Below are 22,654 nucleotides of genomic sequence, written 5' to 3' on the forward strand. Positions count from 1 at the left end.
TGCTGGCAACTTATTGAATGGTGGTGATATTTATCATATCTATAAGAAAGAAAGTGTCAAACAGTTCCGCTAGGCCGGGGGCTATTCCCGGCACTTGCGGCACTATCTACATAAATGGGGCGTGTCCCTAAGTACAAAATTAAACTGATTTAGGGCTAAGAAACTTTTGCTCTCACGCCATAAACATTGTTTGGCGGTTGATCAATTAAGATATCCTCATTCTCAATTTCTCGCACGCCACGACGCACAATTATCAAAATCAGGCGATTAGGCTTATCACCACCAGCATTCAATTGCGGCCCACCATCACTAAGTAGATCCATGATTCGCGCATTATCTTCCACCGATACGGGTTGATCTAATGGGAGGTTTGGTGAGCTAATTAAGATTCCAAATTTCGACCTTGCTCCCAGAGCATCTGCGCCTACGGTCACCATCCGCTCATAATAGCATGCGCTTAGTCCGTCATCAGCTATATCTCTAAACAACTGCAAAAGACTCGGCGACCGTTGGCGGAGATAATTTTGTCCGATGTAACGTACCGAATGCTGTGTGCCAAATGTGTTGTACTTCAGATTTCGCGCTCGAGTCCGTACTTGGTACCTGTTCATTGCATAGTGAATTAGGCCATGGACCTCAGAGTCACCAGTAGCTTCAAATAGTTGGTGTTCGAGCTTGATCGCCAGATGTTCACTGTTGTTATCTAGCAGAGCACTTGCATCTACTGTCGCTATATAGTCAATGTTGTGGACCATGCTGCGAATTGACACCTGCTCTCGCTTTTGTCGTGACTCAGAGTCTAGGCTATTTCTGCAGTTCAGTGCTGTCGGCAGGTATGCCCTCAGTGGACCGAGGTCGGCATCTTTGTAGAGTGCGCGCTGTGCTTCAACGTATTCACTGATATCCTCGAAATCAATAAATATTTCTAACCCTGTCGTATCTGCATAGCCACTGACTCGGCCGATCAGCCCCTGTTGCTGACTAGCAAGCGATCCTCGGTAGGTTTCCCATACAGCGCAGATATTTGCCTTCATCTCTTCCGAGAGTGCAATGCCTGCACTAAATCCATTGCGTACAAACACAATCAACTTCTGCCGCTGGCCGGTGATTTGCTGATTGGCGAATAGTTCTTCTAAATCTGTTAGTGTCGACATCTCCTCCGATGACGCACCCACCCAGCGTTCACCTAATAGCATGACCTGAGCGCTAGGTATCTCTCGTTCTATGAGCTGCTTAGCTGCTTCTACCTGTCTCTCACCTAACCTCACGATAGCGAGTGAGCCAGATGAACCCCTCAAATGCTCAAGAAACCGTCTTCGAGATGGAGAATCTTTCGTAATGTTAATGTGCTGTTTGGGCACCTGGTTTATCTGGCCGTTGTCAAAAAACTCTACTATCCCTCTGTATCCCTCACTAGGCTGCTGAACAACCGTTCGTACAGGACCATCTAAAGCTGGCAGTTCTCCATGATCATCTAGTTCAGTCAGAAACGAAAATGGAGTCGCCGATACGAATAGCGGCAAAACCGATGACCACTCAGATCCCAACTGCTCAATCACCAATGGTAGATTTTTAGTATCCTCAGCGTTTGCAAGATGAGACTCATCGATTAATACTGAGCCCGGAACAACACTATTCGCCTTATACTCCTTCAAAATCCGATTAGCATTGAGCATCAATTCGGCCCGTACTAAAGAGCCAATCGGCCCCTTAGCCGGACTATACAGTTTGCGAGTTTGAGTTAGCAGATCCCTGCTGTTTAAGCCCTGCAAAAGCAGAACTGTACTGCCAGATGTGTTTAGGCATTGTGTGATCGGTAACCGCTGCTCCAAACTGACCTGAGCTGCGATCTTACCGAACGTTTCAGTAACAGCGCTTTTACCGGCCTGTGGCGGCGATATTAATTGAATAGCCGCGACGTCATCATTAGACGCAAAATCCAAAATTGAGGTTAAACTAGCTAGTTTCTCGACTGGTAATTTTGCCATGCGGATTATCGCGGCAATTGCCGCGTTTTTTCTCCACTCTTTGAGCCCCGCGCTTATTGGTTTGATGATTTCTTTCATGATTTTAATATGCCCATCAATAAATTTTGAGCGGCATAATAGTCACTGAAGCAGCCTTTTCAAGAAAATTTTGAGCGTTTTATAACCTATAAGCTACGAAGGAAATCAAATAACTTTACCGACCTTAAGAAGCCCAATGAATCGCGCGCAATACTAAGTGGCTAATTTTATTTGAGATCAAGTATCGAATGCCTCAATAGCAATCACTATCCTGTGGGAAATGAAATATTTTTCTGTAATCGTCAGAGTGAGGTGGGACTACCTCACCATGACGAGAGTTTGATTAATCAATTTTTACACTACTGTGAGTGATTAGATGATCGAGACCTCGTTTGGCCAAACGCTCATTCCATTTGTTAAGTGCCTTCTCGAACCTCTCTACTGGTATTATAAAATCCTTGTCCTCATCTAAGGCTGTCGAGTCAAGTATGGGCAATCCATTATGTGCAAGGTAATCCTCAAGCTTATCCAATCCATATTCCATGATGAAATTTTTACGCCACCTCCAGAGCTGATACCACTCGCCATGTACACTCTGAGCCTGTGCCACTAAATCAGAATATTTTGAGCCGAGGCAACCAAGCTTACACTCTAGGTTGTAAGACTTGTTTCCAGCTGTTGATTTGTGCAGGAAGAATCTCATCTCGTAATAGGGCAGCTCTTTTTTTGATGGGGCAATCCCAATTCGAAAAGGCAGGTTGTCTCGACCTCTATTGATCCGTGAGTGAGTTACATTTTGGCCACTCTCTATCTTATCCATCAACAGTTCAGAGAGTTGCTCAAGAGCCTCCTCATGACTCCGACCGCTGCTAGCTGTCACCGACAAATACTTCGAAAATGGTTTCTCTGAGACTCGATTAAAGCGCAACTGCCAGCCGGTCTGATATCTGGATGGGTTATCTATTGCATTGATGTGCATAGGAACCTCATACAGTTCACCAAAAGCCTCTCGTAGCATGATCTCGACTCCCTTCTCCTCGAGTGCAAGTCGAGTAACATCTGACAATCTGATGACTGCTGACCTTTTAGCAGGTTTCTTCACTGATCTTCTCCCTTGATATTTTATATCGTTCTATTCTCGTTACTTTGTTTTATTTCCAATAGTATCGATTAAATAAAAACTAAAAGAAATAAACTTGACAATCATATAGTTTTTAATTGACACATTCAACAAAATGATAAAGTTCGAAGCCTGAAACCTGTAACCCAGCTTTTATTTTACGAAAGATAAGATCAATTGATTACTCATTCGAGCTGTTAGAATGACCTGTATTATTTTTAAACTGACAATTGGAGTTAAAGTTATTTCATTTACCGAGTACCAATTAGTAGATTTTGTTAATGGGAATGAGACACTATTGGGGTTTGTGATAAAACACAAAGGCAAATTAAGTGTTATTTTTTCGGCTCTGACGGCAGGCTGAAAGTGCTTTCAATCTTATCAACCGCCTCACTGATATCGAAACACAAGGTGCGAGCATCTGAACAAAAACCTGCTGCGCTAGCTGCGCCGCTCCTGACCCTACTTGGAAGACTGCCATAAGAAGGTCTCTAAGGGGGATTTTGTCACGTTTCATATTCATGATAAGTCCCTCTCTGTTATCGTCACTCGCGGGGCGACGGGTCAAAATTACGCTAACGTGGACATCATTGGTTCCGATGAAGCTTACAAAGTGTCGGCATGCGATCTGGAAGTTGGCGTGGCACCTGCTCTACCTGCCGTTCGAACTGCCCTACAAAAATGGACGGTTAAGGCTCACAAGACCTTCCCAGAAATGAGTGAAGAGACGTTGGCCTTTAAGGCCCGGATCTTCAAAAATGATACTCACGTCTTCGATGTTAAAAATGACGGTCGTGGTGGGTGTATGGAACTGATTGGCTCTCACGCAGAATTCAAAGCCTTAACCGAAGATGTAACGCAGGCCTGTATCGAAGAGTTTCCTGACCCAAATAATCGCCCCAATTCCACGGAACTAGAAGAAGTGTTTATTAACTGGCTAGCAATGGATCGTAAGTTGCATTCTACTTTCGTAGAGACTTTTCAGCACTTCATTTTCAAATAAACCATCACTAAATGAGCAGTTTCTATAATAACAGGGGCGCATTTGATGCGCTCCTATTATTTGTCTTGACTAGCGATTCAGTAGGACAATCTTAGGTTCGATCGAAATTAACGATGATAATTCTAAACGGTTCAGTTGAATGGGTTGTTCGCACTATCAACAAAAGGTATAGGGCCAATGTGCTGTTTAAGTGGGGATAACATTGCTGTGCTTGCTGAAGGGATGTGATGAGCAGCCAATCGATGACCATCGTTAGCTGCTATTAAAGTGACAGACTATCAGTTATATTTGATCTTCTAGACGCGTGATTGTGGCTCACACGCTAAACTATTGTTACTCTTTATACCAAACTCCAATAAATGACTCATAATATTTTATATCAGCGTACGCGTGCAAAGAGGCTCGTGTGGCATCAGGTGATTGCATATATTTGGCAAAACCGCTCTGCCCTTCGACAAATGGAATATCACAAAAGCGTACCCCTGTAACCTCTACGTCATATTCCCACGAAAGCAAATATGATGGGTAGACATTCGCTTCTACCTCACACCCTCTATCACTAACAAATGTGACTTTACCGTCACCTAGATATTCATAAGCACGTGGGTACTCATCTCCCAGAAAATCCTTATTCAGAAGAGCAAGTGATGCACCTTCAGTTTCCTGAGGGAGGATGGTAGCAATAGTTCCTGATTGTTCAATGCCAAGATCATCAGACTTCAGAGTATATTCCGTTGGTGCCAACAGGTCAGGATTCAAGTTAGTTACGGTTAGCTCAACATCTGCCAAGTTTGAATTAGCATTTCGTACAGTCAGTGCTTGAGTGAAACTGTTTTCTTCATCAAAATCGACTCGTATCGAACCTGCCCAACCACCGTAGATAAGGTTGTCTCCAAACTCGAGGTTAATAGCACCGTAGCGACTCACACGAAGTAATACTTCTAGGTCATCTGTGTTGATACCATTGCTGTACTCTCCATACACCGCATTTTCAGTAACACTACCGCCAGCATTTCCACCATCCTCATCTGTACCATCATCGTCAGGTCCAGTTCCCTTTGAGTCTGACGAATTACAGCCAGCAATGGCGGTTGCTAGTAAAAGCATAATCAACTTCTTATTCATTTTTTCAATCCTTGTATAAAATGCATCCAACACCACATAAGTGGTGAGAGGTTTTTGGTATTAGGTGGTTTGGCAAAGGTAGCGTCTGAACGATAAACAACCATTGCTCTATGTGCCCATGAGCTTAATTTAACACACTGTTTATAAATTTAAAATTAGGGCATTTTAGATCAGGTAAACCTTGCTCTCACCAATACGGAGTACGATATCTTGCTTTATTTCCGCTGTTATCTGAGCAAATCAAACACACAATGAAATAGAGATTGCAACTATGAGCAATCTCCTTCTTTACTGATAGTAGCTACGCTGCACATGCTTTTTTACTATCCACATACTCGTGATCTTCAGTCAATTAGATTCAACGAAAATAACAAGCCCATATCGAATGGAGTAATATGGGCTTATGTTTATTCATACATTGAACGAAGAGCAGGTATTTCAAACATTAGATCAGAAAGACCTTCAATATCATGAGCCAACGGAATCACTGGGATCATCAACTCGCCACCCGAGGGACCAAGATCTATGACTATGTTCTTCGTTTCGCCAGGCTTTATGGTTTGACCATCGACTTCAACCGGGTACTTTGAGGTGGCTGTTAGCGTAACGATCGCTTCTTGTGGGCCGGTCGCGGCTCTTCCATCCTCCAAAATCAGCACTTGCTCACTTCGTATGACGGCCACGCTTTGATTATCTCGGGCTTGTATCTCTACGGAGACCGGCAGAGACGTTTGCGTCTTCATTGTAACAAGGTTGTCTGGTATGAAACTGAAGTCTAAGCTGATCAGTACAGTGTTATAAAACTCATCGCGCGCAACTGCAGTGATTGTGTAAGTCTTTGACGGGTCCAAGCTTGGAAACAAACGAGGAAGCTCAGGACTAAATGTTTTGTTCTTGCCACCGCCAGCAATGAGACTATAACCAAGCGCAACATCCACGGTTCCATCTCGACTTTTCAAATCGAGTGATTCGATGAACACATCAGATAAAGCGTCCTCGATACGTATCTCTATGTCTCTCAACTGCGTGATAGTTTCCGGTACATCATCCTGACCTGCATAACCAAATGTTGCGACTGGTGGTGTTGTATCGTTTAAAAATGTGTGTACTCCATCAATTGCGTCACTCAATCCATGCATTTCCTCAGCGTAGATGCTAACGATATACTGGCCCTCGGGTACCGTAGTTAAATCCCATTCCGCTTCATAATAGACACCGGTTCTCTTAAGTACCCGAGTGGCCGGTACTTCTGCTCCATTTTCGTCAATTAAGATCAGTTTGTTCAAACGTAGGTTATCAAACCATGAACCAGCCATTTCTTGATACACATTCGCATATAGAATATTTCCTTCCACCCTATAATCTGTGATCTCAGGTGGATATCGATCGTTATAGCTGACGTTCGCCCAAGATGGCGGGCCAACTAGGGTATTATCCGCACTATTAATGCTGGAGCTACCGTGAAAATAGCCACTCCCTCCCTTACTCAACACCCAGGGCTTATCATGCACAGTTTCGCATATGTCGTCTCCAGGCTGTATCTCACATGAATAGCCACCATGACTCCAACGTTGAACGTACGGTCTTGGTTCTACCCGTTGTCTAGACCCCAATATCTCGATCGGAAGTTTATCGACTTGTATTCGCCACCTATTCCAACTAGACCACCCAATATCGGTGTAATTATACTGTGCGCCACCCACGCGCACAGGTGATTCTGGGACCCCTTCCGCGAGGACCAAATTGTAATTCACGCGTTCAGCTATCCACTGGCGTTGGTCGGAAAACTTTATGTGATTACTGTCTTTGAAATTGAATGCTCTCGTAAATATGGCATAGACATAATTATCATCTACGTCGTAGAGCTGGCTTGTCGAGCCTTGCGCGTTATATCCACCCCGGACATACTTTCTATGCTGATCTTTCGGTATTCGATACAACAATGAGATCGGATTCTCGAATACTTCTGCTCCAGGGACATAAGGCACGTATCCCTCTTGGCCACCCATTACGTTTGTGCTGCCTGGCTCTCGAACTCCAATTAACTCGAGACCAACCGCTCCAACGGTATCATAGTACATCTTTTGAATTGGTGTCTCTGTTACATTTCCAGCACGATCAGTGATCTCGAACTTTACACCTTGCATCAACTCACCGTTGTCATCGTGTAACCAAAATCTACTGTCGCTGCTAAAATTGAATCGAGCGAACTTTTGAGCAAAGTCATAGTCCAGTGTACGACGCTTGTATTCCGTTGGCGTATCCAGTTCGAAGATTACGCTGACTATTTCAACTTTGTCAACGCCAGAGAATTGGTCATCTACATCGTTGATTTGTAGATAGTTATTACTGTAGTAACCAGTATACCAAACGTCCGGTGGAGTAAACTCGTTTGTGGTACCACCGTAGCTGTTGATGAACATCTCACCTACTGCAGGCGCTTGCGTGTCGCGTAGTACCTCAAATTGTTCTGTGTGCACGACAGTACCAGCAAGTGTTTGAGTTTCAATCGTAATATTATGTAGTCCATCCGAGCCTATCGGCGCCGTCATCATCTTGCCATAGAAAGACCGCTCGTTGATGGTGATCATGTCGTCAATACCAATGACTGAGCTGAGGTTATCGCTAGTGATTTGACCATCCTTAGCTGTCACTAACCTTAAGCGGCGGTCAAGTCCTGCTGACAGTGCTAAGTTGATACCACTTGAATTGTTCACATATGAGATCGAGGTCTCTGATAAAGTCGTTGTTCTTTGATTCTGATAAATATCGGTATAGTCAGCGTGCTCTACTGCAGCAAATGACAGCGCAGATGTGAACAAGGCCGAGAACGATAAAATTCGTTTCACGATGTCACCTATTCAGTTAGGTTTGACCATAGGCCAGTTATTTTGGGGATTCGCGAAAATGATAGCGCTTTTGGTGATGCATTTCTATTCATATGGGGCATTTTAGTATTTTCATCAGCCATTTAAGCTGAGGCTTTCTGCGCACTCTTAAAAGACCGTTCAGGAAAACGATTGTAAAAAATGTCACAAATCATAAGCAACACCTTGCTGTTCCAGAAAGTAATATGAGAAAATCAACATGTACCCCCGTAAACACTAAAGCTCCAACGGACGTTGAACATGATAACTTGTACTCAAATTTTGTCGCTCGCGTCGATCTATGGCGCCGTGCGTTCTGTTACTCACGCTCATTACAATCTGTTTTATATCGACGACAGGCCAATTGTTGCTCTTGATACCGGCAGTGGCGAAATTTATTACAGAACAGAAAAGTCGAACCCGCTTGCAAATACAATCATGGGGAAGTGCTTTCAGAGCGCTGGTGGTCAATTGACCAGTCAACAACTACTCGGCGTTATCGACCGTGGCTTTAAGGCAATAGTAAGAGCTAGGACAAATAGCGGTGTGACAAAATGATCAAACCTGCCCTGCTCTGTTCTGCCTTAATAATGACTGCAAGTTATCCTTTCTATTTCGATACCAATATGTCGTTACTTCAAAATTACGGATACTACAACATCAATTCGTCAACGAAGACCATGACTGTTGCTGAGTTCAAAGAGACAGTATCGCGCGCTCAACACTTAAATACTGCAATAGATATCATCGTCGAACAGCGTGCTGAGTTATCTCAACGGCAGGCTGAGTTGGAGAGCTTACGGTTCAGCCACGATCGGCTTTTTTATGAGCTTGAAGATAAACAGTCCGCACTTATTGATGTTAAAGATGCTCTTGTTACTCTCAATGCTAAATTCTCTGATATGGCGTTCGCTTTCGATATTGAGGATTCACCACCGATTAGACTTGCCGATACCATTAATCACGGTAAAGTCGAAGCAACAACAAAGCTAATGCTCAGTCATAGCATTCCACTTGGCCCAGTGCTTCCAGAAGGAAACGCGGTCAGCTCGATGTTTGGACCGCGATCAATTAATCATCCACGCGCTTCTCAGTTCCATAAGGGGATTGATTTTGTTGCGAATGTTGGCACTCCAATTTTTGCACCTGCTGACGCAGTAGTAGAGGCAATAAGACCTGATGGTAAAGGCTTAGGTTCAGGCAACTTCATTCGCCTGAACCATGGTTTAGGTTTTACAACATCATATAGCCACATGGACTCTTTCGCTGTCAGTCAACACGATGTTGTCAGCAAGGGAGACATTATTGGGTATACCGGCAACACAGGAATCAGCTCTGCGCCTCACCTCCACTACGAGATTGTCTTTTTAGGTAGAAAGCTTGATCCATACCCGTTTGTAAATTTTGATACACCGGAGAGCGCCAAGGCGCTCAAAGAGATGGCATTTATACCTTGGAACAGTCTACTGGATAACGCAAAAGAGCTTAGCATACGGACTGCACTGGTACTTAGATAAAAGAACAGCAACAAACTAGAACAAGATGGCGATAGGAAAAAAGGACAGAAAAACGATGCTTATGATGGTGGAACAACTCCAACACTTAGGCGAAGTCAAAGGTTATCAAGCTTTTGGTAGCTACCAGATCAGTATTAATAAAACAACGGTCGTCAAAATTGTTGATGGTGATATAGCTATCGCAGCATACGACTCATTCAAAGCTGAATTGATTGATAAAGGATGGAAACCTCACCGTTTTATAAAAAACAGCCCGCGCGGTGTCCCTGCAGAGGTAATAACGAAATTTTTTGTGATGCCAAATAGACCTGACCGGTCTATCGCGAAACTTGCCGAGCAAGCGCTAGATAGGTAAGCGCTCAATACTCAGCATACCGAACTGCCTAACCACAACGATCTAATCGTTAGCCAAGTTCCAAGGTAACAGGGCTTCTATTTGCTCAAGCGTTTCAGCGTATGGTAACTGAGTCAGGAGGGTATGTAGGTAGCTATATGGTTCGAGGCCATTTAACTTAGCGGTTTCAACCAAGCTGTAACAGACGGCACTCGCTTTCGCACCTTGTGAAGTATCGGCGAACAGCCATGCCTTACGGCCAATCACAAACGGGCGGATAGCATTTTCAGCCATGATATTACTGATACGTAGCTCGTGGTGACCTGCGTAAACCACCAGTTTCGACCATTGGTTGAGTGTATAGTTGATCGCCTTGTAGGTTAAACTCTCTTTCGGGCACTTGTTGAGGTTCTTCTCCAAGAACGCTTTCAGCTCATTTAGTAGTGGAACACTGTGCTCTTGGCGATACGCCACGATTTTTTCGGCAGTCATCCGCTGCTTTTCCTTAAGGTCAGCCAGCTGCCGCTCAACACGATAGAGTTTATTGATGGTATTAAGAGCGATATCCGCTTTGCTTACCTTAACGTTTTTACCCTTCGGTTGAGCTTTCTGCGCATCAACAAACATGCGACGAGCATGATCCATACAACCAACATGTGTTAAGCCATATTTCTTACAGGCAGGATTGTACCCCGCATAACCATCGGTTTGCAGGTAGCCATCGAAGCCTTCAAGTAAATCCACGGGAATATCGCCACTACGAGAGGGTTCATAGTGGAACAACACACTTTGCTGGCTGGACGAACCGCCTAATGAGACCCACATGTACTTATCCGATGTGGCTGATTTACCAGGCTCTTTCAGTACTTGGATACGAGTTTCATCCATCGCTACGATGTCGCCACTGTTCTGGTGCTCTCGTAGCAGATTCACCAGTGGCTGGAGCAGCTGAGCGGACTTCATGACGTAGTTCGCCAGCGTTGCCCGTGAGAGCTCGCCACCGTAGCGCCGAAGCATTTTCTCGATGCGATATAACGGCAGCCCATCGACGTATTTTGATGTGATGACATGAGCAATCAGACCTGTGCTACCCAATGAGCCAGGAAGTGGATGTTTAGGCATTTCCGCAGCGACCATGGATTGACCACCGTCATTATCGAACACCGCTTTTTCCTGCATGTACTCAAGTACACGGATTTTTGCAGGCACGATATCGAGCTCTTCTTTCACTTTAGCGAAGAAGGTACTTTTTGCGCCTGTCTTTTGCTCGTCGGTTAGGTAAAGGAAGATTTGTTCACGAGGTAAATCGCTAGACAGTGGTTTGCGGCCACAAGGTTTAGACGTGTTGTTCTTGCTCTGGTCTTGATTATCCTTTTCATGTTGCTCAACCTTCGGGTCAGTACAGAGCTCCGCTTCATCGAACAACAGGAACTGGTCAACATTGGTTTTCTCACTGCTCGGCATGAAGCGTTTGATTTTCAGGTGGCGCACCACCTCTTCTAACACATCAATGCGAGCAGATTGGGTTTGTACCTGTACTTCTTTCTCAGCTAGCAGAGCTCGAAGTCGCTCGATTTCAGCTAAATGTTCAGCGGAAGAAGTCACAGTAAAATCGCCTTGAATGCCTTATGGGAACAGGGCTTATTATACTAAAACTTGGTAATTAAGTCGCTAAAACAATGACTCATATTCCAACTTTTTATGCCCTTGCATCAAGGAGATATCGTAGCCATCAAGCAGCCAATTTATCTGCTGCCCCGTGAGGGTGACTAACTCATCAGTGCGCTTTGGCCATTTAAACTTCTCTTGGGCAAGTGACTTGTAATAAAGCACGAAGCCGTTGTCTTCCCAAAATAGGCACTTAATTTTGTTACGCTGTTTGTTGGTGAAGACGTAAAGCTCACCGCTAAACGGATTGTGGCCGAGCTCTAGCTCAACGAGAGCGCTTAATCCTCGATGTGACTTGCGAAAATCAATCGGGTCACGGTAGAGATAGACTTTTGGCAGTGTCAGCGCAGGTCTTAACGTGGGCTGGCGCATTAGCTTATACACTCTATCAGTTTTGCGGCGACATGAGCGTTACACTCATCAATGCCTTCAACTTGGACACCGTTTGGCAGGGTGACCGTGAGCAATGAACTGATATGCTCGGTGACAGTTTCAACTTGTGCTAGGGCGAATTTGGAGGTGACGGATGTCGTCGCTGAGTTTTTACGATTGAATTTGCACTTCCAATAACTGAACTGGGATTGGTCTAGGTCGTGGGTTCGGCAGTATTGCGCTTGCGAGAGATTAGTGGTTTGCCACGCCTCGATATGACGCTGCCAAGCTTGCTGTAGAGATGACATATAAGCCTCCATTAGTAATGACTATTGTCATTATCGGGGCTTGGGTTTAAATGGGAATGATGTCGAGAATTAAGCGCTTACCTAGATAGTAAAACGAACCGTAAAGCTAATGGGTACGAAGGTCGACCTAAGCAAACAGCTGTTGGCCTACTGGGTCAACCTAACATGAATCGCCGCTACGTGAGGATATTGAGAACTTGCGGGATCTTATCTCTGAGCGATCTTCGGTCAGTTGGCTCTGTCTACGCCTATGTAAAGTCAGGAGTCAAGTCGCTTACGTTTCTCCACTCTCTAGAGGGTGCAGTTCACGGAGTGCACTACAGTGTACTTCCAAAAGAAACTCGTTCACAAAACGAGGCAAGGGCAGCTTTTCTTGAGCAGAGTCGTCATTATCTGTTCAGTCAATGACGGGTTATACGATGTTCACTTAGCCGCTTACATCGGCTAAGTGAAACTGGTTTCTCGCGGGGCCAAAAGCTCATGTAATGAGGTTGGTGATTCTGTGAGAACTTAACTAAATTTGCACTTAGGCTTTCGATCTGTACTAATCAGTCGTGGACTTGCCACAAATCGTCTATCGACGTCTTCTGGAAATAATTGGTACCCCACAACAGCCTCAATCTCTCCAATCGTTGCCAAGTATTTATTCGTTTCATCGTAGCTCACTGTGTTGTCATTAGGGAGCATCCAAGCAACGTGAGTGTCTTTGTAGAAAATTACCTTCCACAAATGATTTGGTGTGGGTATACCATGTGACTGCCGAAAAATATCGTTATTTGGGTTAGAGTAGACTGCCCCGCCGATCACATAGATGTCTGAGATTTCTCGTTCACACTCCTGGAAATCATTGGTGTATTTCCAGCCGCCGTTTCGTAGAACATGAGACATCGGTACAACGTTCGGCATCATATAAGTCTCTTGAATGGTTCGGAACGACATGTCCATGGTATTTGAGTCAACAAGCAGACCTTGCCGGAACCTGATGCCGTCCAAAGAGCCCTTATAGGGCCCAATCGAAGTCTGCTGACAAGACCTAGGTAAATCTGGATCAAAGCTAAAACTTTCTTGTGGCCGTAATGTCGATAAATCCTTTGTTAAATTAAACTCAAATAGAACCGGTGCACGAATGGAGCAGTCTATGTACAGTTTATGGTTCGAGTACTCGCGAACTTTGATTTGTGACTCTACGCCTGCCGAATACAAAAACAGGGGTACTGACGTCGCAAAGGCATATCCTATGCCGAGTATAAATTTAGCCACTTAATGTAGCCTCCTACGTGATAGCACCGCACTGACGGGGGTGTTTGACTTGCAAATTCGATCACTCAATTGATCCAACTCCGCGAAGGTGTCTGCTAAATGCTCACTCCTAAGATAGATAAGCTTTATCTCTTCTTTTAGAAAAGCCCCTGTCTTATATGCCCTTGCAATGATCTCAAGCTGACGATAGAACCAGTCCAACCGATGCTCTTTGCAATACGATCTGACATCTTCACCTTGCAAAGTCATCTCAATTAGAGTGCAAATTTGCATGTTAAATTTGTTATTATTCACTCATTGTACCTTATGCAATTCTGTTTATATAGCAATGTTTTGCCTATTAAATCCATCAAATCCACTGGTAAAATGACTGCCTTAGTACTGACTTTTCTGCATACTGCTTTGACCAAGTCTTCTGGACTTTAGTGGATTTGGCGCATGCTGCGACCCTGTCTAACGTGCTTTTATCTACGTAGACCACCTTGGTACAAGATTCTCGGTGAATTATCACGTATCCCCCAACGATAGCTCCTCGTGGCTTTTTATGATCGATGGCGTGGTCTGGGATGGTGTAACTGCCTTTGTACAGGACAGTATCGTTCGCATAAACCAACTCATACTCAATCTGGTGAGGTGGCTCTAAAGTGGTTTTCAAAACACCGTTAAAAGCAATCTCTCTGAGGCCTTTATACATAATGCCGATGTGAACAGTGTTAATTGCACCTGCTTTATATGGCGCTAGGTAGACTGATTGAGCCATCTTGTTCATCGATAGTTGGTACTTCGAGAGTGCAAGAAATGCGACTAACTTAGAGAACACCGGTGTTTCTTCCATCAGTTTATGATCGGAAGAAAGCGCCATTACGTACTCCTTGAAAGTTTTGGCTGCCCTCTGCTTGTTGCCTATAAGGGACATACCGTAGCAAAGTGCATGTGTTAAATAGTCACCTACCGGCGCTACAGCCAAAAAGTCATCCACTGACTCGCGGTTACCAGTAGTACGCTCAAGCTTGGCGTCAACAATCACGTCCTCGGGGTTTGCCACATAATATGGCCATAGCTTAGACGTCTGATTAATCATCGTTTTTAAAAGCATTTTTTCGTGCCATTGATTGACTATGTCTTGGTCTGAAAGCTCAAGGATCTGCTTTAGCTCAGATAGTTCATAGTAGCGTGAATCAACATCACCGTTTGGCCTTACCGTCACGCAATAACCGCCTAAAATTGCTCCTCGGGCACTGTCAAACGGACTGTAGTGATGCATGGGCTGCTGCTTATTGCCGCGCCATTCAAACTTATCTTTTCTATAAACAAGTTTAGCAATATAGTCTTTCAAGAGACCCGAACGTTTTGCAGCGTGTAAACGACCACGATAAGTCAATTGGAATGACAGCAAGTACTTGCCTGACATCTTGTCAAAGCGAACTTGGGTATAACCAGTTGGGAACAATGGATCCACTGTTCCGCCACTAATTGCAAGGTCGTAGATGGCTTGACGAATTGAGTTTGGATCCGAATTAATTGGCGCAAAGCAAGATGTTAGTCCACCCTCACAATTATGACTTTCGACAAGTAGATGATTTAGGAAAAACAATACCTCCCTTTCACCCTGTACTTGGTCATCAAAGAAGGTTATTGATTCAACCGCTGTGTCGATCAATTGATCTGACAAGAGGAAAAGACCCTTCCAGAGCCGTGTCAACTTATCTGTATATCGTTCACTTTTTGAGCTAACCTTCTTCTTGGTAGCTCGCTTTAGGGGAGGCACACGCTTAGTTGGCGTATCTGACGCGCGGACACCATTAATTGCTAGTGTGGAGTCTGTGAGTTGATATTGCTTGAAATGTTGATACATAAATTGGCTACCGGTCTTAATGATGGTCGATAGCTCTATCGTATCAAATTGTGGTTACGGACAAGTCTACGACATTTCCGATCAGATAAATTCGGTGTTTATACATAATAAAGCAATCATATGAGCTTCGGTTGATAATCTCTTACCATCTACTTCATGGCACCCATTCGCTTTGAATGAATCAAGCATGAGCGGTACGAGCCTTGCCTTTCGCTCTTCATAACCATCGTCGTTCCCGCCCATGACCTCGATGAGGTGAGTCTGTACCACACGCTTTTTCTCTCGCACTTTAAGTATAAAGTCAGGCAACAAAGGCTCTCCATGTGGGCCTTGCTTCGGCCGCACTGGTTTTGTTAAGGAGCATGAATAGGTCTCTGTTGCCGCCTCATTGATTACTCTAAATAAAGCTTCAGCCATTAATCTCTCGTAGTGACTATCCACCGGCATAAGTAACGTTCTCGATGCTACAGGCTTTATGCAGACAGAATGCCGAAACACATCACCGTCATCGTCAAGCACAAGGCTTGAGATTGCCAAAAAGGGGCCACGTGTGTTAGGTCGGCCAGGACGTATCACACGTTGATAGTAGCGTTCTACACCATCGAATGTTAATGTGCCGCCTTCCTCAGTGACTTCATTGATAGTTTCTAGCAGGAATACGTGTGGCCTACCTGCTCCGTTCCACTGCCCTTTTCTTGTGAGTTTTTGAGTCGCGAAATACTCCCCTTTAGCACCGTAGAATAATGCTTTGTCCAACGTCTCAGTGCCAAACTGAATGTGCTTAGATTCAGCATGAATTTTGGCTAAAGCGCCGAGCTCTGACAGCTTTTTCTTTGGAAAGAATGAGTTTGAGTACGAATCCGCCATCAGCTGCAAAAGCAAGTTATGTAATTTGTTACGATTGCCAGCTGTTTTCTGACTTTTGACCGAAGAAACAGTGTTTCCTGGCGTGGACTCACCAATTGTGTCATGCAGGCAAAACGTCAGTAACTCATTGTAATCACAATCCCCACCATGTGTTATGGCGCAAATCTCCCCGGAAATTTCGGTGTGGAGCGGACAACCAGTTCTGTGCCGCCCCTCGATGGGATGATTAACAAGGACGTGTGTGTTATTTAAACGCCTAACGAACATACGCGCCGTACCATTGCAACTGCAATATGCGTGCAGCTCTCGTTCATAGAGCTCTGCTAGTTTTGATTGTGCTTTTTGTTGTGACCTGTAAGCAGGTTTAGACCACCAGCAATCACCCCACTTCTCAACCAGTTTGATTTTCCCGCGCTTTGGATACAACTCCCAGTCCATGACTTAGATGCTCCTTAATGCCCATGGCCGTAGAAATGTCGCCATATCAATACGACGTCAGCAGCAGCTTTCGACGCTTGCTGTAACATGATTGTCCTAGCGTCTGCCGTGTATTGGTTAGTGACTCGAGTATTCGGTTGAAGTGTATACAAAACTCGTGCTTGGTCAGCTGACGCGGTGATCACATCGTCAATATTGTCGAGACCGTGAGGAACTGTCGAAGTTGTAAGTGGCCCCGACCCAACAATAGAACCAAGAAACTCGTGCAAGTTTCTATTACCACACTGACCAATATCTCTACGCGGAAGATCAATGCAATAATCATAGCCAAAATAGTCCCCTTGGCTAAATGAACGATTATCCATGAATATCACCGTATTGTTGGGTTGATACGCATTGACCCTCAGGTACACTAGATATGCGACCAGGTTGATCTTTAATTCCGGATTACTCTCTCGGCTCGCTAGTTCCCACAGTTTGTTATAGCTATAGCTGAGATTGTTATGCAAAGGCTTGGCGAAACCTCTGCTACGCAGAATGATCGCAGACTTATCCCAGTCACGGCCACTAGCTATTTGTCTGACTGGATGGGGTACACTTTCGTTGTATTTTCGATATAGCCTAGTCAATTCCCTAATGCTCCTAAGAGGAACTTGATAGACATCAATAAAGCGCAGATTCTCGAGCTCACCTGTACTCGACGGAACATTGTGCACCTGAACTCGATCGTATGACGATTTGTCTAGCCTCTCCGCTGTACCAATGATGGCGTTATACGTGCTGGGTGACCATGCGTTTGCCATTGATGATAGCAGCATAGATGCCACAACTGCTGTCTTACAGAGTCGTTTTAACCAAATACAACTGTGAATCATCTTGATAGACCCTATAGTGGAAACCTTCTGACTCGAAACCATTTAACTTATCAATTGGTATCGCTACATATGGCTCATCGACAACCAAAAGCAGTTGTCCTTCTTTAGTTTGATTGACTTGAGCCACCTCAAAGCTATGCGACTTAGGCAAAAGCTCAGCTGGAATGATAGAGACCCATTTGACTCGCTCATGAACGCGAGCTAAGTTGACTTGATATTGCTCCTTTAAGGCCTTTGCGCGTTCTTCAATTGAGGTAATGGCAGAACGCTCGTCATCGGTAAGCTCGCGAACTATTCGGTCTTGGGCGTCGGGTGCACTGCCAGTGAGTTTGTCCGTAGGTCTGTCACAACCGCTCATGAGGGCAAGACTGATGGCACTGGCAGCCAATAGTACAATATTTTTCTTCATTGGCTTTTTCTGCGATGTATGGTGGTTTCTTAATCATACTAACATCAAACACACTAGAGATAAAACTCAACGTTAATAGAGAGTTACTAGTTTGAAGAATCCCTCACGTTCATCCTGATGGAAAATAAAAGTTGCGTTCTCGTAGCGAGCTAGAGCTCCGTGGGGCAACTTACTGTAAAATTGAGTTACCAGTGATGAGCATACATTTTTTAGCCAAGTTACTAAGCCGACACCCTCCATAAATGGCTTAGAGAGATACATTGTCAAAAAGCGTGTTGTGAGTCTGTTGATAGAGTGAGCCCGTATACGAACCTCACCTTCTGGCTCACTCAACTCAAAGTGCGTCATATATTCCGATGACACGTATACCAAATTATAGCGTTTAGCATTCGATTTTCTGCGCTCAAAGTAGAAATACGCCTCATTGTACTGAGCAAAATAGAGGTCCTTCTCAAGTTGAACAAGTTCAACAGTGCGTAACAATTGGTGAGTTATTGACATCATCCAACTAAAGAACCCCGTTTCGTTCCCAAAGTGTTGTGATCGCACAAAGTGATGCATTAGGCATATGCTAGCAAGATCTAGTGCCTGCTCTGAGATTTCGATTGACTTGTGTTGGATTAGGAAATCGGCATCTCTGCGCTTCAACTCAGTCAGAGCATGCTCATCTTTGCGCACCAAAAGCTCCGCGTACGTAGCTCTCTTAAGATCGCTAAGCTCTTTCTCGCCTGTCTCGTTCAGCTCTCGCTTGTCTATTAAGTCAACGCTGACCAGCTTAGTTCCTTTGCCTCTTTTTGTTGCGCAGTTTCTGAAAAACTCTCTTTTTTTAGCTCGGCTCATATACACCACATCTCCATTTTTGTGACCAAACCATTCTACAAAATGTCGGTAGTAAACAAACCAACCCAAATTACGATCAAGATTCAAACGTCAACTCATGCTCATAGAATGAGAGAATGCTTGGGGATGACCAGATAAGACGTGTAGTGTCATTGATGGGGAAAGCGGATTTTGGGATAGTCAGACCATCTCACTTAAGCGCGTGGCTATTCATAAAATACCTATATGCTGGTTCTATTTCTTCCGCCATCCGCTTAACGGTTTCCGTGTTGGTTTGCGGGCGCGGCTCTAATGCTTCCATCGTTGCGATCAGATCTTGAAGTTGGCCCCATGCACACTCAGCCAGCGCAGCATCACGTTGAGCTATAGCCAGCTCTGTTTGGTGAGCCCAATGGATAAGTTCATCCATCACTTCGCCAATGTTAAGGGCGTCAGCCATATCGCTGCGTAATCTCAGATAGGGATTCTGCGTCAATGAGTTTGAGCGCTTTTGCGAGAGTAACACCCTCTTCAGTAAGTAAATCGGGTCTATTACTCGCTAGGGCCACATAGAGTCGCTGGCCTCCCGAGAGCACGTCATATTGTGCAAAATGGTCGCGTTGAACCTCGGCTACTACGCTATCAAGATACTCGTAATTCAGCATACTTCCTGCTCCTGCTTTACTATCGTCGTGACTCACCTTACACAGCTATTAAGTATAGTATTTTAAACTTGGTGTTGTATTACCCTTGGTCGGAGATCAACAAAGAACGCATGAGAAACGGGGTTTGGCATATCTTAACTGAGGTTATGTGCTATGATCTAAGAGTCGAGGTGGACCTGCCGCATAGGCAGCTAAGAGTACACTGCTGAATAAGTAGATGACCTAGCTTAACGAAAAACACCATATGCCTCGACCTAGCGTGGTGGTTAAGATCCCTGCCGAACAGGCAGAGCGTGGTTTTATGGCCTAGTTGACTTGTCAATGCTAGAAACCACAGCCCGAAAGGGCGCGGCGAACCCGTTACTGTTCCAGTAACGGGTTTTCTATTATGCGTACCAGGTACTAGCAGTGTATTTCCCGTGGTACGGTTGGGTATGGATTTAGCCTTTGATGTTCCTTATAAACATCTCAAACCAATCAATGAGCTTTTGAGCGTTCTCGAGGGTGAACCGAACAGTGTGACACATGAGTTCAACCGCAATGAGTGTCTTACCGGCGTCGGCGCAATCGCGCATGAGTTCGCGGCTTAGCGCCGCCAAAAAACAAGTTAAGGGCTTCAATATTTGCCTCCTGATGATTGACAGAAACGGAGGCTCGGAATAGCATTACGGGGTTGAGTCACTATAACGAGCCGCTTTGGTTTAGTTAGTGATGCTGAGAGCTCTGAAGGGTCGGATCTTCAGAGCTTTCTTTGCATCTGCTCTACTCATAAATTATAAATTCTCCTTTCGTGTGTTGATGACGGTATTGTACCAAGCTAAGTATCAAATCGCCTAGCCAGAGCTTTGGGCGATACTACTCACCCCTATATATTGACCTGTGGATAAATCAAAACACAATATATGGTGTGATTGATTGCTTTCTATTCTGGGCGTATTTAACGAAATGCACTACCCAAAAGTATTGACCTAGATCAATAAAAACCGACAGGTGCCTAGTTTTGTTAATAAAATTCTAACCCACTCTCCATATGTGTAGAAACAATGTAATTAAAAAAAAAACATCAAAGAGTCGTTGATCTTTTCAGACTCCTGCTGGGGCAAGGGATTGCGTTTTTAACGCGGCAGAAATACATGGGTCGCCAGATCGCACCGTCTTTTCATTAGTGTGGCATTCATCGCGTCAGCTTATGCAACCGATGGCTATTTTCATTCAGTTTCTTTACTTAGGCCGATTCAGCCCCCTCTTACCTCCTGCCCGAGTTCCCTTAACGGGTTCACGAACCTAGCCTAAAGCTGTATGTTTTTTATGCATCCATGTTACTATGGTCACAATAACTATAATTCGGGGGTTTTGTGACATGCCTTTAGCACCTATTGTGTCTGACACACGATGGCTTTTTAAGGTGACAAAGCAACAGGCAGTTGAGCCTGAACTTAGCCAATGCTTACTTGGGTTCTTTCTTGGAACTGGACTAAAAACCATCGAAATAAGCAGGATTCAGGTCGCTGACATATTCACTAAATCAGGCGAGTTGACCAAGAAGTTTTCCGTTCGTGGTGATGTTGAAAGAGACGTGTTTCTTGTTAACCGAAAGCTCAAGGCTTTAATTAACGAATACAAGCTTGTGCGTATCTTGGATGGTAACCATCCAGACTACTATTGCGGCTTCGATCCTATTGAACCGTTCTTTAAAAGGAAGCAGCATGGTGCATTCAAAATACTTAGTAAAACAAGTGGTACTGGCAAACGTTCTTATTACTGTCCTAGCTTAAATAACCACGTTAAACAGCTATTGAGTAATGCTGGTATAGAGAGTCCGTCTATTGAGTCGGGCCGTCGTACACTTGCTTTGCGCCTCAAGGGGCAAGTCGATGTGCCTACCATCCATTTAATGCTTGGCAACCGTGACCTTAATACAACTAAGCGCCTACTTGATACTGACCCTTTAACCATGAACCAAATTGCGGAGCTAGCATTTTGACGAACAAAACACCTCAACAAATGGCGAAGGCCAAGTACGAAAAGAAGCGTCAGGGTAAACCGCGCTACGGGGGCTATTTGACCCTGGAAGAAAAGAAACTATTCACCGACACCACCAAGCTCGGCGGCTACGAAGACGAAAAAACCATGTTGTTAGCGGCGGTGGCTGCTCTCCATGCCGAGTTGTGCAAAAAAGCAGCAAATTAGCTTGCTATATCGTTCGCACGATATTAAACTGGATGTATATTGTTGGTGATGTAACTTGAGGGAGCAGACCATGGCACAAGATAAAGGTACAGAAGCACGAAATCGTCAAGCACAGCGCATCAAAGCGATGCGCAAAGAGTTGAAAGTGTTACGTGATGCGACGATACGCGCTCACGCGAACAGCACCGCGCATTACATTCAATCTGATACCGAGATGAAGTTTCGTACGGCGCGAGTACTGACGAACGCGCTAAATCGCTCTGAGTACTGCCTTAAGCTGCTGGGGTACTACCCCAACCCCGTCCCGATGCCAACAAAGTCTGTTACTAGGCATTGCCAGCCGACAATGGGGGTGGTTTACCAACCTCGACCTCACAACCTACAACCTGGCAGGGATTGACGTGGAGATCCCAGACTGGACGCCGCCCCCTTGCCCTGAATGCTCTGAGCATTCGATGGAGCACAGATTTTACGGGATCGGTGAGAAACGAAATGGTTGGTATTGTCAGCGTTGCGGCGCTGGACAATATCAGCTCGGCTCTAAACAATATGCTGATCAATGCATTAACACGGCGGCAATGTACGCACATTTCGCCATTGCCTTGATCAACAAATGACACAACAAAGGTGTGACTCATGGAAACTGACTTTTTCAAAAAGAGCATGACGATGTTACTTCATCCAGACACTGGGGCGACTCACCTGGGGGAAGAGGACGCCGATAAGCAATTGGTCATTGCTGCTTCAAACTCTATGACTAAAAAGCTAAACCAAGCTCGAGGTGACGGTCGTCATGGATGGTGGGATGCCGATGTTTGTAGTATCGACGATCTTTATGCCTTGCGTGAGCAAGCGTTAGCTGAGGACGACCACATTAGCACTCTCAATTTCACTGCGATGATCGCCATGCGTCAATCGGTTGCCGACTGATAACGGCCTACGCTGTGATGAGCACT

The 22,654-nt window shown here is 44.8% G+C and carries 24 protein-coding genes; 9 read left to right on the forward strand and 15 right to left on the reverse strand.

Annotated features, from left to right (window positions below):
• Nucleotides 1-155 precede the first annotated feature (155 nt).
• Together ACZ5R2_RS23910 and ACZ5R2_RS23915 are read right to left on the reverse strand one after the other, a co-directional pair.
• Nucleotides 156-2,066: a hypothetical protein gene (locus ACZ5R2_RS23910; RefSeq protein WP_464900704.1), complete on the reverse strand. Its 1,911-nt coding sequence runs from the start codon at nt 2,064-2,066 to the stop codon at nt 156-158.
• Between the two features lie 283 nt (nt 2,067-2,349).
• The gene (locus tag ACZ5R2_RS23915) at nt 2,350-3,024 is read right to left on the reverse strand and encodes a hypothetical protein (RefSeq protein ID WP_464900705.1); all 675 of its coding nucleotides are present in this window, start codon (nt 3,022-3,024) and stop codon (nt 2,350-2,352) included.
• Between the two features lie 715 nt (nt 3,025-3,739).
• On the opposite strand from ACZ5R2_RS23915, the gene ACZ5R2_RS23920 reads away from it, so the two are divergent.
• Entirely contained in the window at nt 3,740-4,129 is a 390-nt protein-coding gene (locus tag ACZ5R2_RS23920) for a hypothetical protein (protein WP_464919480.1), read from the forward strand.
• A gap of 333 nt (nt 4,130-4,462) precedes the next feature.
• Here the strand turns inward: ACZ5R2_RS23920 and ACZ5R2_RS23925 are convergent, their stop codons facing one another.
• The gene (locus ACZ5R2_RS23925) at nt 4,463-5,254 is read right to left on the reverse strand and encodes a hypothetical protein (RefSeq protein ID WP_464900707.1); all 792 of its coding nucleotides are present in this window, start codon (nt 5,252-5,254) and stop codon (nt 4,463-4,465) included.
• A gap of 407 nt (nt 5,255-5,661) precedes the next feature.
• On the reverse strand, nt 5,662-8,103 hold the full coding sequence (locus ACZ5R2_RS23930; protein WP_464900708.1) for an Ig-like domain-containing protein: 2,442 nt from the start codon (nt 8,101-8,103) through the stop codon (nt 5,662-5,664).
• 572 nt (nt 8,104-8,675) lie between these two features.
• On the opposite strand from ACZ5R2_RS23930, the gene ACZ5R2_RS23935 reads away from it, so the two are divergent.
• Both ACZ5R2_RS23935 and ACZ5R2_RS23940 read left to right on the forward strand, forming a co-directional pair.
• Nucleotides 8,676-9,638: a peptidoglycan DD-metalloendopeptidase family protein gene (locus ACZ5R2_RS23935; RefSeq protein ID WP_464900710.1), complete on the forward strand. Its 963-nt coding sequence runs from the start codon at nt 8,676-8,678 to the stop codon at nt 9,636-9,638.
• Between the two features lie 25 nt (nt 9,639-9,663).
• The gene (locus tag ACZ5R2_RS23940; protein ID WP_464900711.1) at nt 9,664-9,993 is read left to right on the forward strand and encodes a hypothetical protein; all 330 of its coding nucleotides are present in this window, start codon (nt 9,664-9,666) and stop codon (nt 9,991-9,993) included.
• 42 nt (nt 9,994-10,035) lie between these two features.
• Here ACZ5R2_RS23940 and tnpC read toward each other — a convergent pair whose 3' ends face one another.
• The 3 genes from tnpC to tnpA are packed head-to-tail and all read right to left on the reverse strand — an operon-like array spanning nt 10,036 to nt 12,320.
• Complete coding sequence (tnpC, locus tag ACZ5R2_RS23945; RefSeq protein WP_464902408.1) at nt 10,036-11,595, reverse strand: IS66 family transposase; 1,560 nt, start codon at nt 11,593-11,595, stop codon at nt 10,036-10,038.
• A gap of 48 nt (nt 11,596-11,643) precedes the next feature.
• A complete protein-coding gene (gene tnpB / locus ACZ5R2_RS23950; protein ID WP_464900712.1) occupies nt 11,644-12,012 on the reverse strand; it encodes an IS66 family insertion sequence element accessory protein TnpB in 369 nt (122 codons plus the stop codon).
• Entirely contained in the window at nt 12,012-12,320 is a 309-nt protein-coding gene (tnpA, locus tag ACZ5R2_RS23955; protein ID WP_464900713.1) for an IS66 family insertion sequence element accessory protein TnpA, read from the reverse strand. Before tnpA ends, tnpB begins: the two co-directional genes overlap by 1 nt.
• Nucleotides 12,321-12,485: 165 nt before the next feature.
• Here tnpA and ACZ5R2_RS23960 point away from each other — a divergent pair, with 165 nt between their 5' ends.
• Nucleotides 12,486-12,728 (forward strand): TfoX/Sxy family DNA transformation protein, encoded by a 243-nt coding sequence (locus ACZ5R2_RS23960; protein WP_464900714.1) that lies wholly within the window; start codon nt 12,486-12,488, stop codon nt 12,726-12,728.
• A 102-nt stretch (nt 12,729-12,830) separates the two neighbouring features.
• Here the strand turns inward: ACZ5R2_RS23960 and ACZ5R2_RS23965 are convergent, their stop codons facing one another.
• From ACZ5R2_RS23965 to ACZ5R2_RS24000, 8 genes are all read right to left on the reverse strand, one after another.
• Nucleotides 12,831-13,580 carry a DNA/RNA non-specific endonuclease gene (locus ACZ5R2_RS23965; RefSeq protein ID WP_464900715.1) on the reverse strand — a complete coding sequence of 250 codons (750 nt, stop codon included), beginning with the start codon at nt 13,578-13,580 and terminating at the stop codon, nt 12,831-12,833.
• 349 nt (nt 13,581-13,929) lie between these two features.
• Nucleotides 13,930-15,252, reverse strand: a complete 1,323-nt coding sequence (locus ACZ5R2_RS23970; protein ID WP_464900716.1) for a recombinase RecT — start codon at nt 15,250-15,252, stop codon at nt 13,930-13,932.
• 264 nt (nt 15,253-15,516) lie between these two features.
• Entirely contained in the window at nt 15,517-16,740 is a 1,224-nt protein-coding gene (locus tag ACZ5R2_RS23975) for a hypothetical protein (RefSeq protein WP_464900717.1), read from the reverse strand.
• 14 nt (nt 16,741-16,754) lie between these two features.
• Nucleotides 16,755-17,567 carry a hypothetical protein gene (locus ACZ5R2_RS23980; protein ID WP_464919481.1) on the reverse strand — a complete coding sequence of 271 codons (813 nt, stop codon included), beginning with the start codon at nt 17,565-17,567 and terminating at the stop codon, nt 16,755-16,757.
• A 10-nt stretch (nt 17,568-17,577) separates the two neighbouring features.
• Nucleotides 17,578-18,024 (reverse strand): hypothetical protein, encoded by a 447-nt coding sequence (locus tag ACZ5R2_RS23985; protein ID WP_464900719.1) that lies wholly within the window; start codon nt 18,022-18,024, stop codon nt 17,578-17,580.
• A 72-nt stretch (nt 18,025-18,096) separates the two neighbouring features.
• Nucleotides 18,097-18,864 (reverse strand): hypothetical protein, encoded by a 768-nt coding sequence (locus ACZ5R2_RS23990; protein ID WP_464900720.1) that lies wholly within the window; start codon nt 18,862-18,864, stop codon nt 18,097-18,099.
• A gap of 190 nt (nt 18,865-19,054) precedes the next feature.
• Nucleotides 19,055-19,303 carry a hypothetical protein gene (locus tag ACZ5R2_RS23995; protein WP_464900721.1) on the reverse strand — a complete coding sequence of 83 codons (249 nt, stop codon included), beginning with the start codon at nt 19,301-19,303 and terminating at the stop codon, nt 19,055-19,057.
• A complete protein-coding gene (locus tag ACZ5R2_RS24000) occupies nt 19,296-19,508 on the reverse strand; it encodes a hypothetical protein (protein WP_464900722.1) in 213 nt (70 codons plus the stop codon). Before ACZ5R2_RS24000 ends, ACZ5R2_RS23995 begins: the two co-directional genes overlap by 8 nt.
• 434 nt (nt 19,509-19,942) lie before the next feature.
• On the opposite strand from ACZ5R2_RS24000, the gene ACZ5R2_RS24005 reads away from it, so the two are divergent.
• The 5 genes from ACZ5R2_RS24005 (at nt 19,943) to ACZ5R2_RS24025 (ending at nt 22,628) form a co-directional block, all read left to right on the forward strand.
• Nucleotides 19,943-20,098: a hypothetical protein gene (locus ACZ5R2_RS24005; protein ID WP_464900723.1), complete on the forward strand. Its 156-nt coding sequence runs from the start codon at nt 19,943-19,945 to the stop codon at nt 20,096-20,098.
• An 815-nt stretch (nt 20,099-20,913) separates the two neighbouring features.
• Nucleotides 20,914-21,492, forward strand: coding sequence for a site-specific integrase (locus ACZ5R2_RS24010; protein WP_464900724.1), 579 nt, complete (start codon nt 20,914-20,916; stop codon nt 21,490-21,492).
• On the forward strand, nt 21,489-21,698 hold the full coding sequence (locus ACZ5R2_RS24015) for a hypothetical protein (RefSeq protein WP_464900725.1): 210 nt from the start codon (nt 21,489-21,491) through the stop codon (nt 21,696-21,698). The genes ACZ5R2_RS24010 and ACZ5R2_RS24015 overlap by 4 nt, the downstream gene beginning before the upstream one ends.
• A 70-nt stretch (nt 21,699-21,768) precedes the next feature.
• The gene (locus ACZ5R2_RS24020; protein ID WP_464900726.1) at nt 21,769-22,098 is read left to right on the forward strand and encodes a hypothetical protein; all 330 of its coding nucleotides are present in this window, start codon (nt 21,769-21,771) and stop codon (nt 22,096-22,098) included.
• A 236-nt stretch (nt 22,099-22,334) separates the two neighbouring features.
• Nucleotides 22,335-22,628, forward strand: coding sequence for a hypothetical protein (locus tag ACZ5R2_RS24025; RefSeq protein ID WP_464900727.1), 294 nt, complete (start codon nt 22,335-22,337; stop codon nt 22,626-22,628).
• Nucleotides 22,629-22,654: the final 26 nt, after the last annotated feature.

It is taken from the genome of Vibrio sabulosilitoris, from assembly GCF_055391395.1.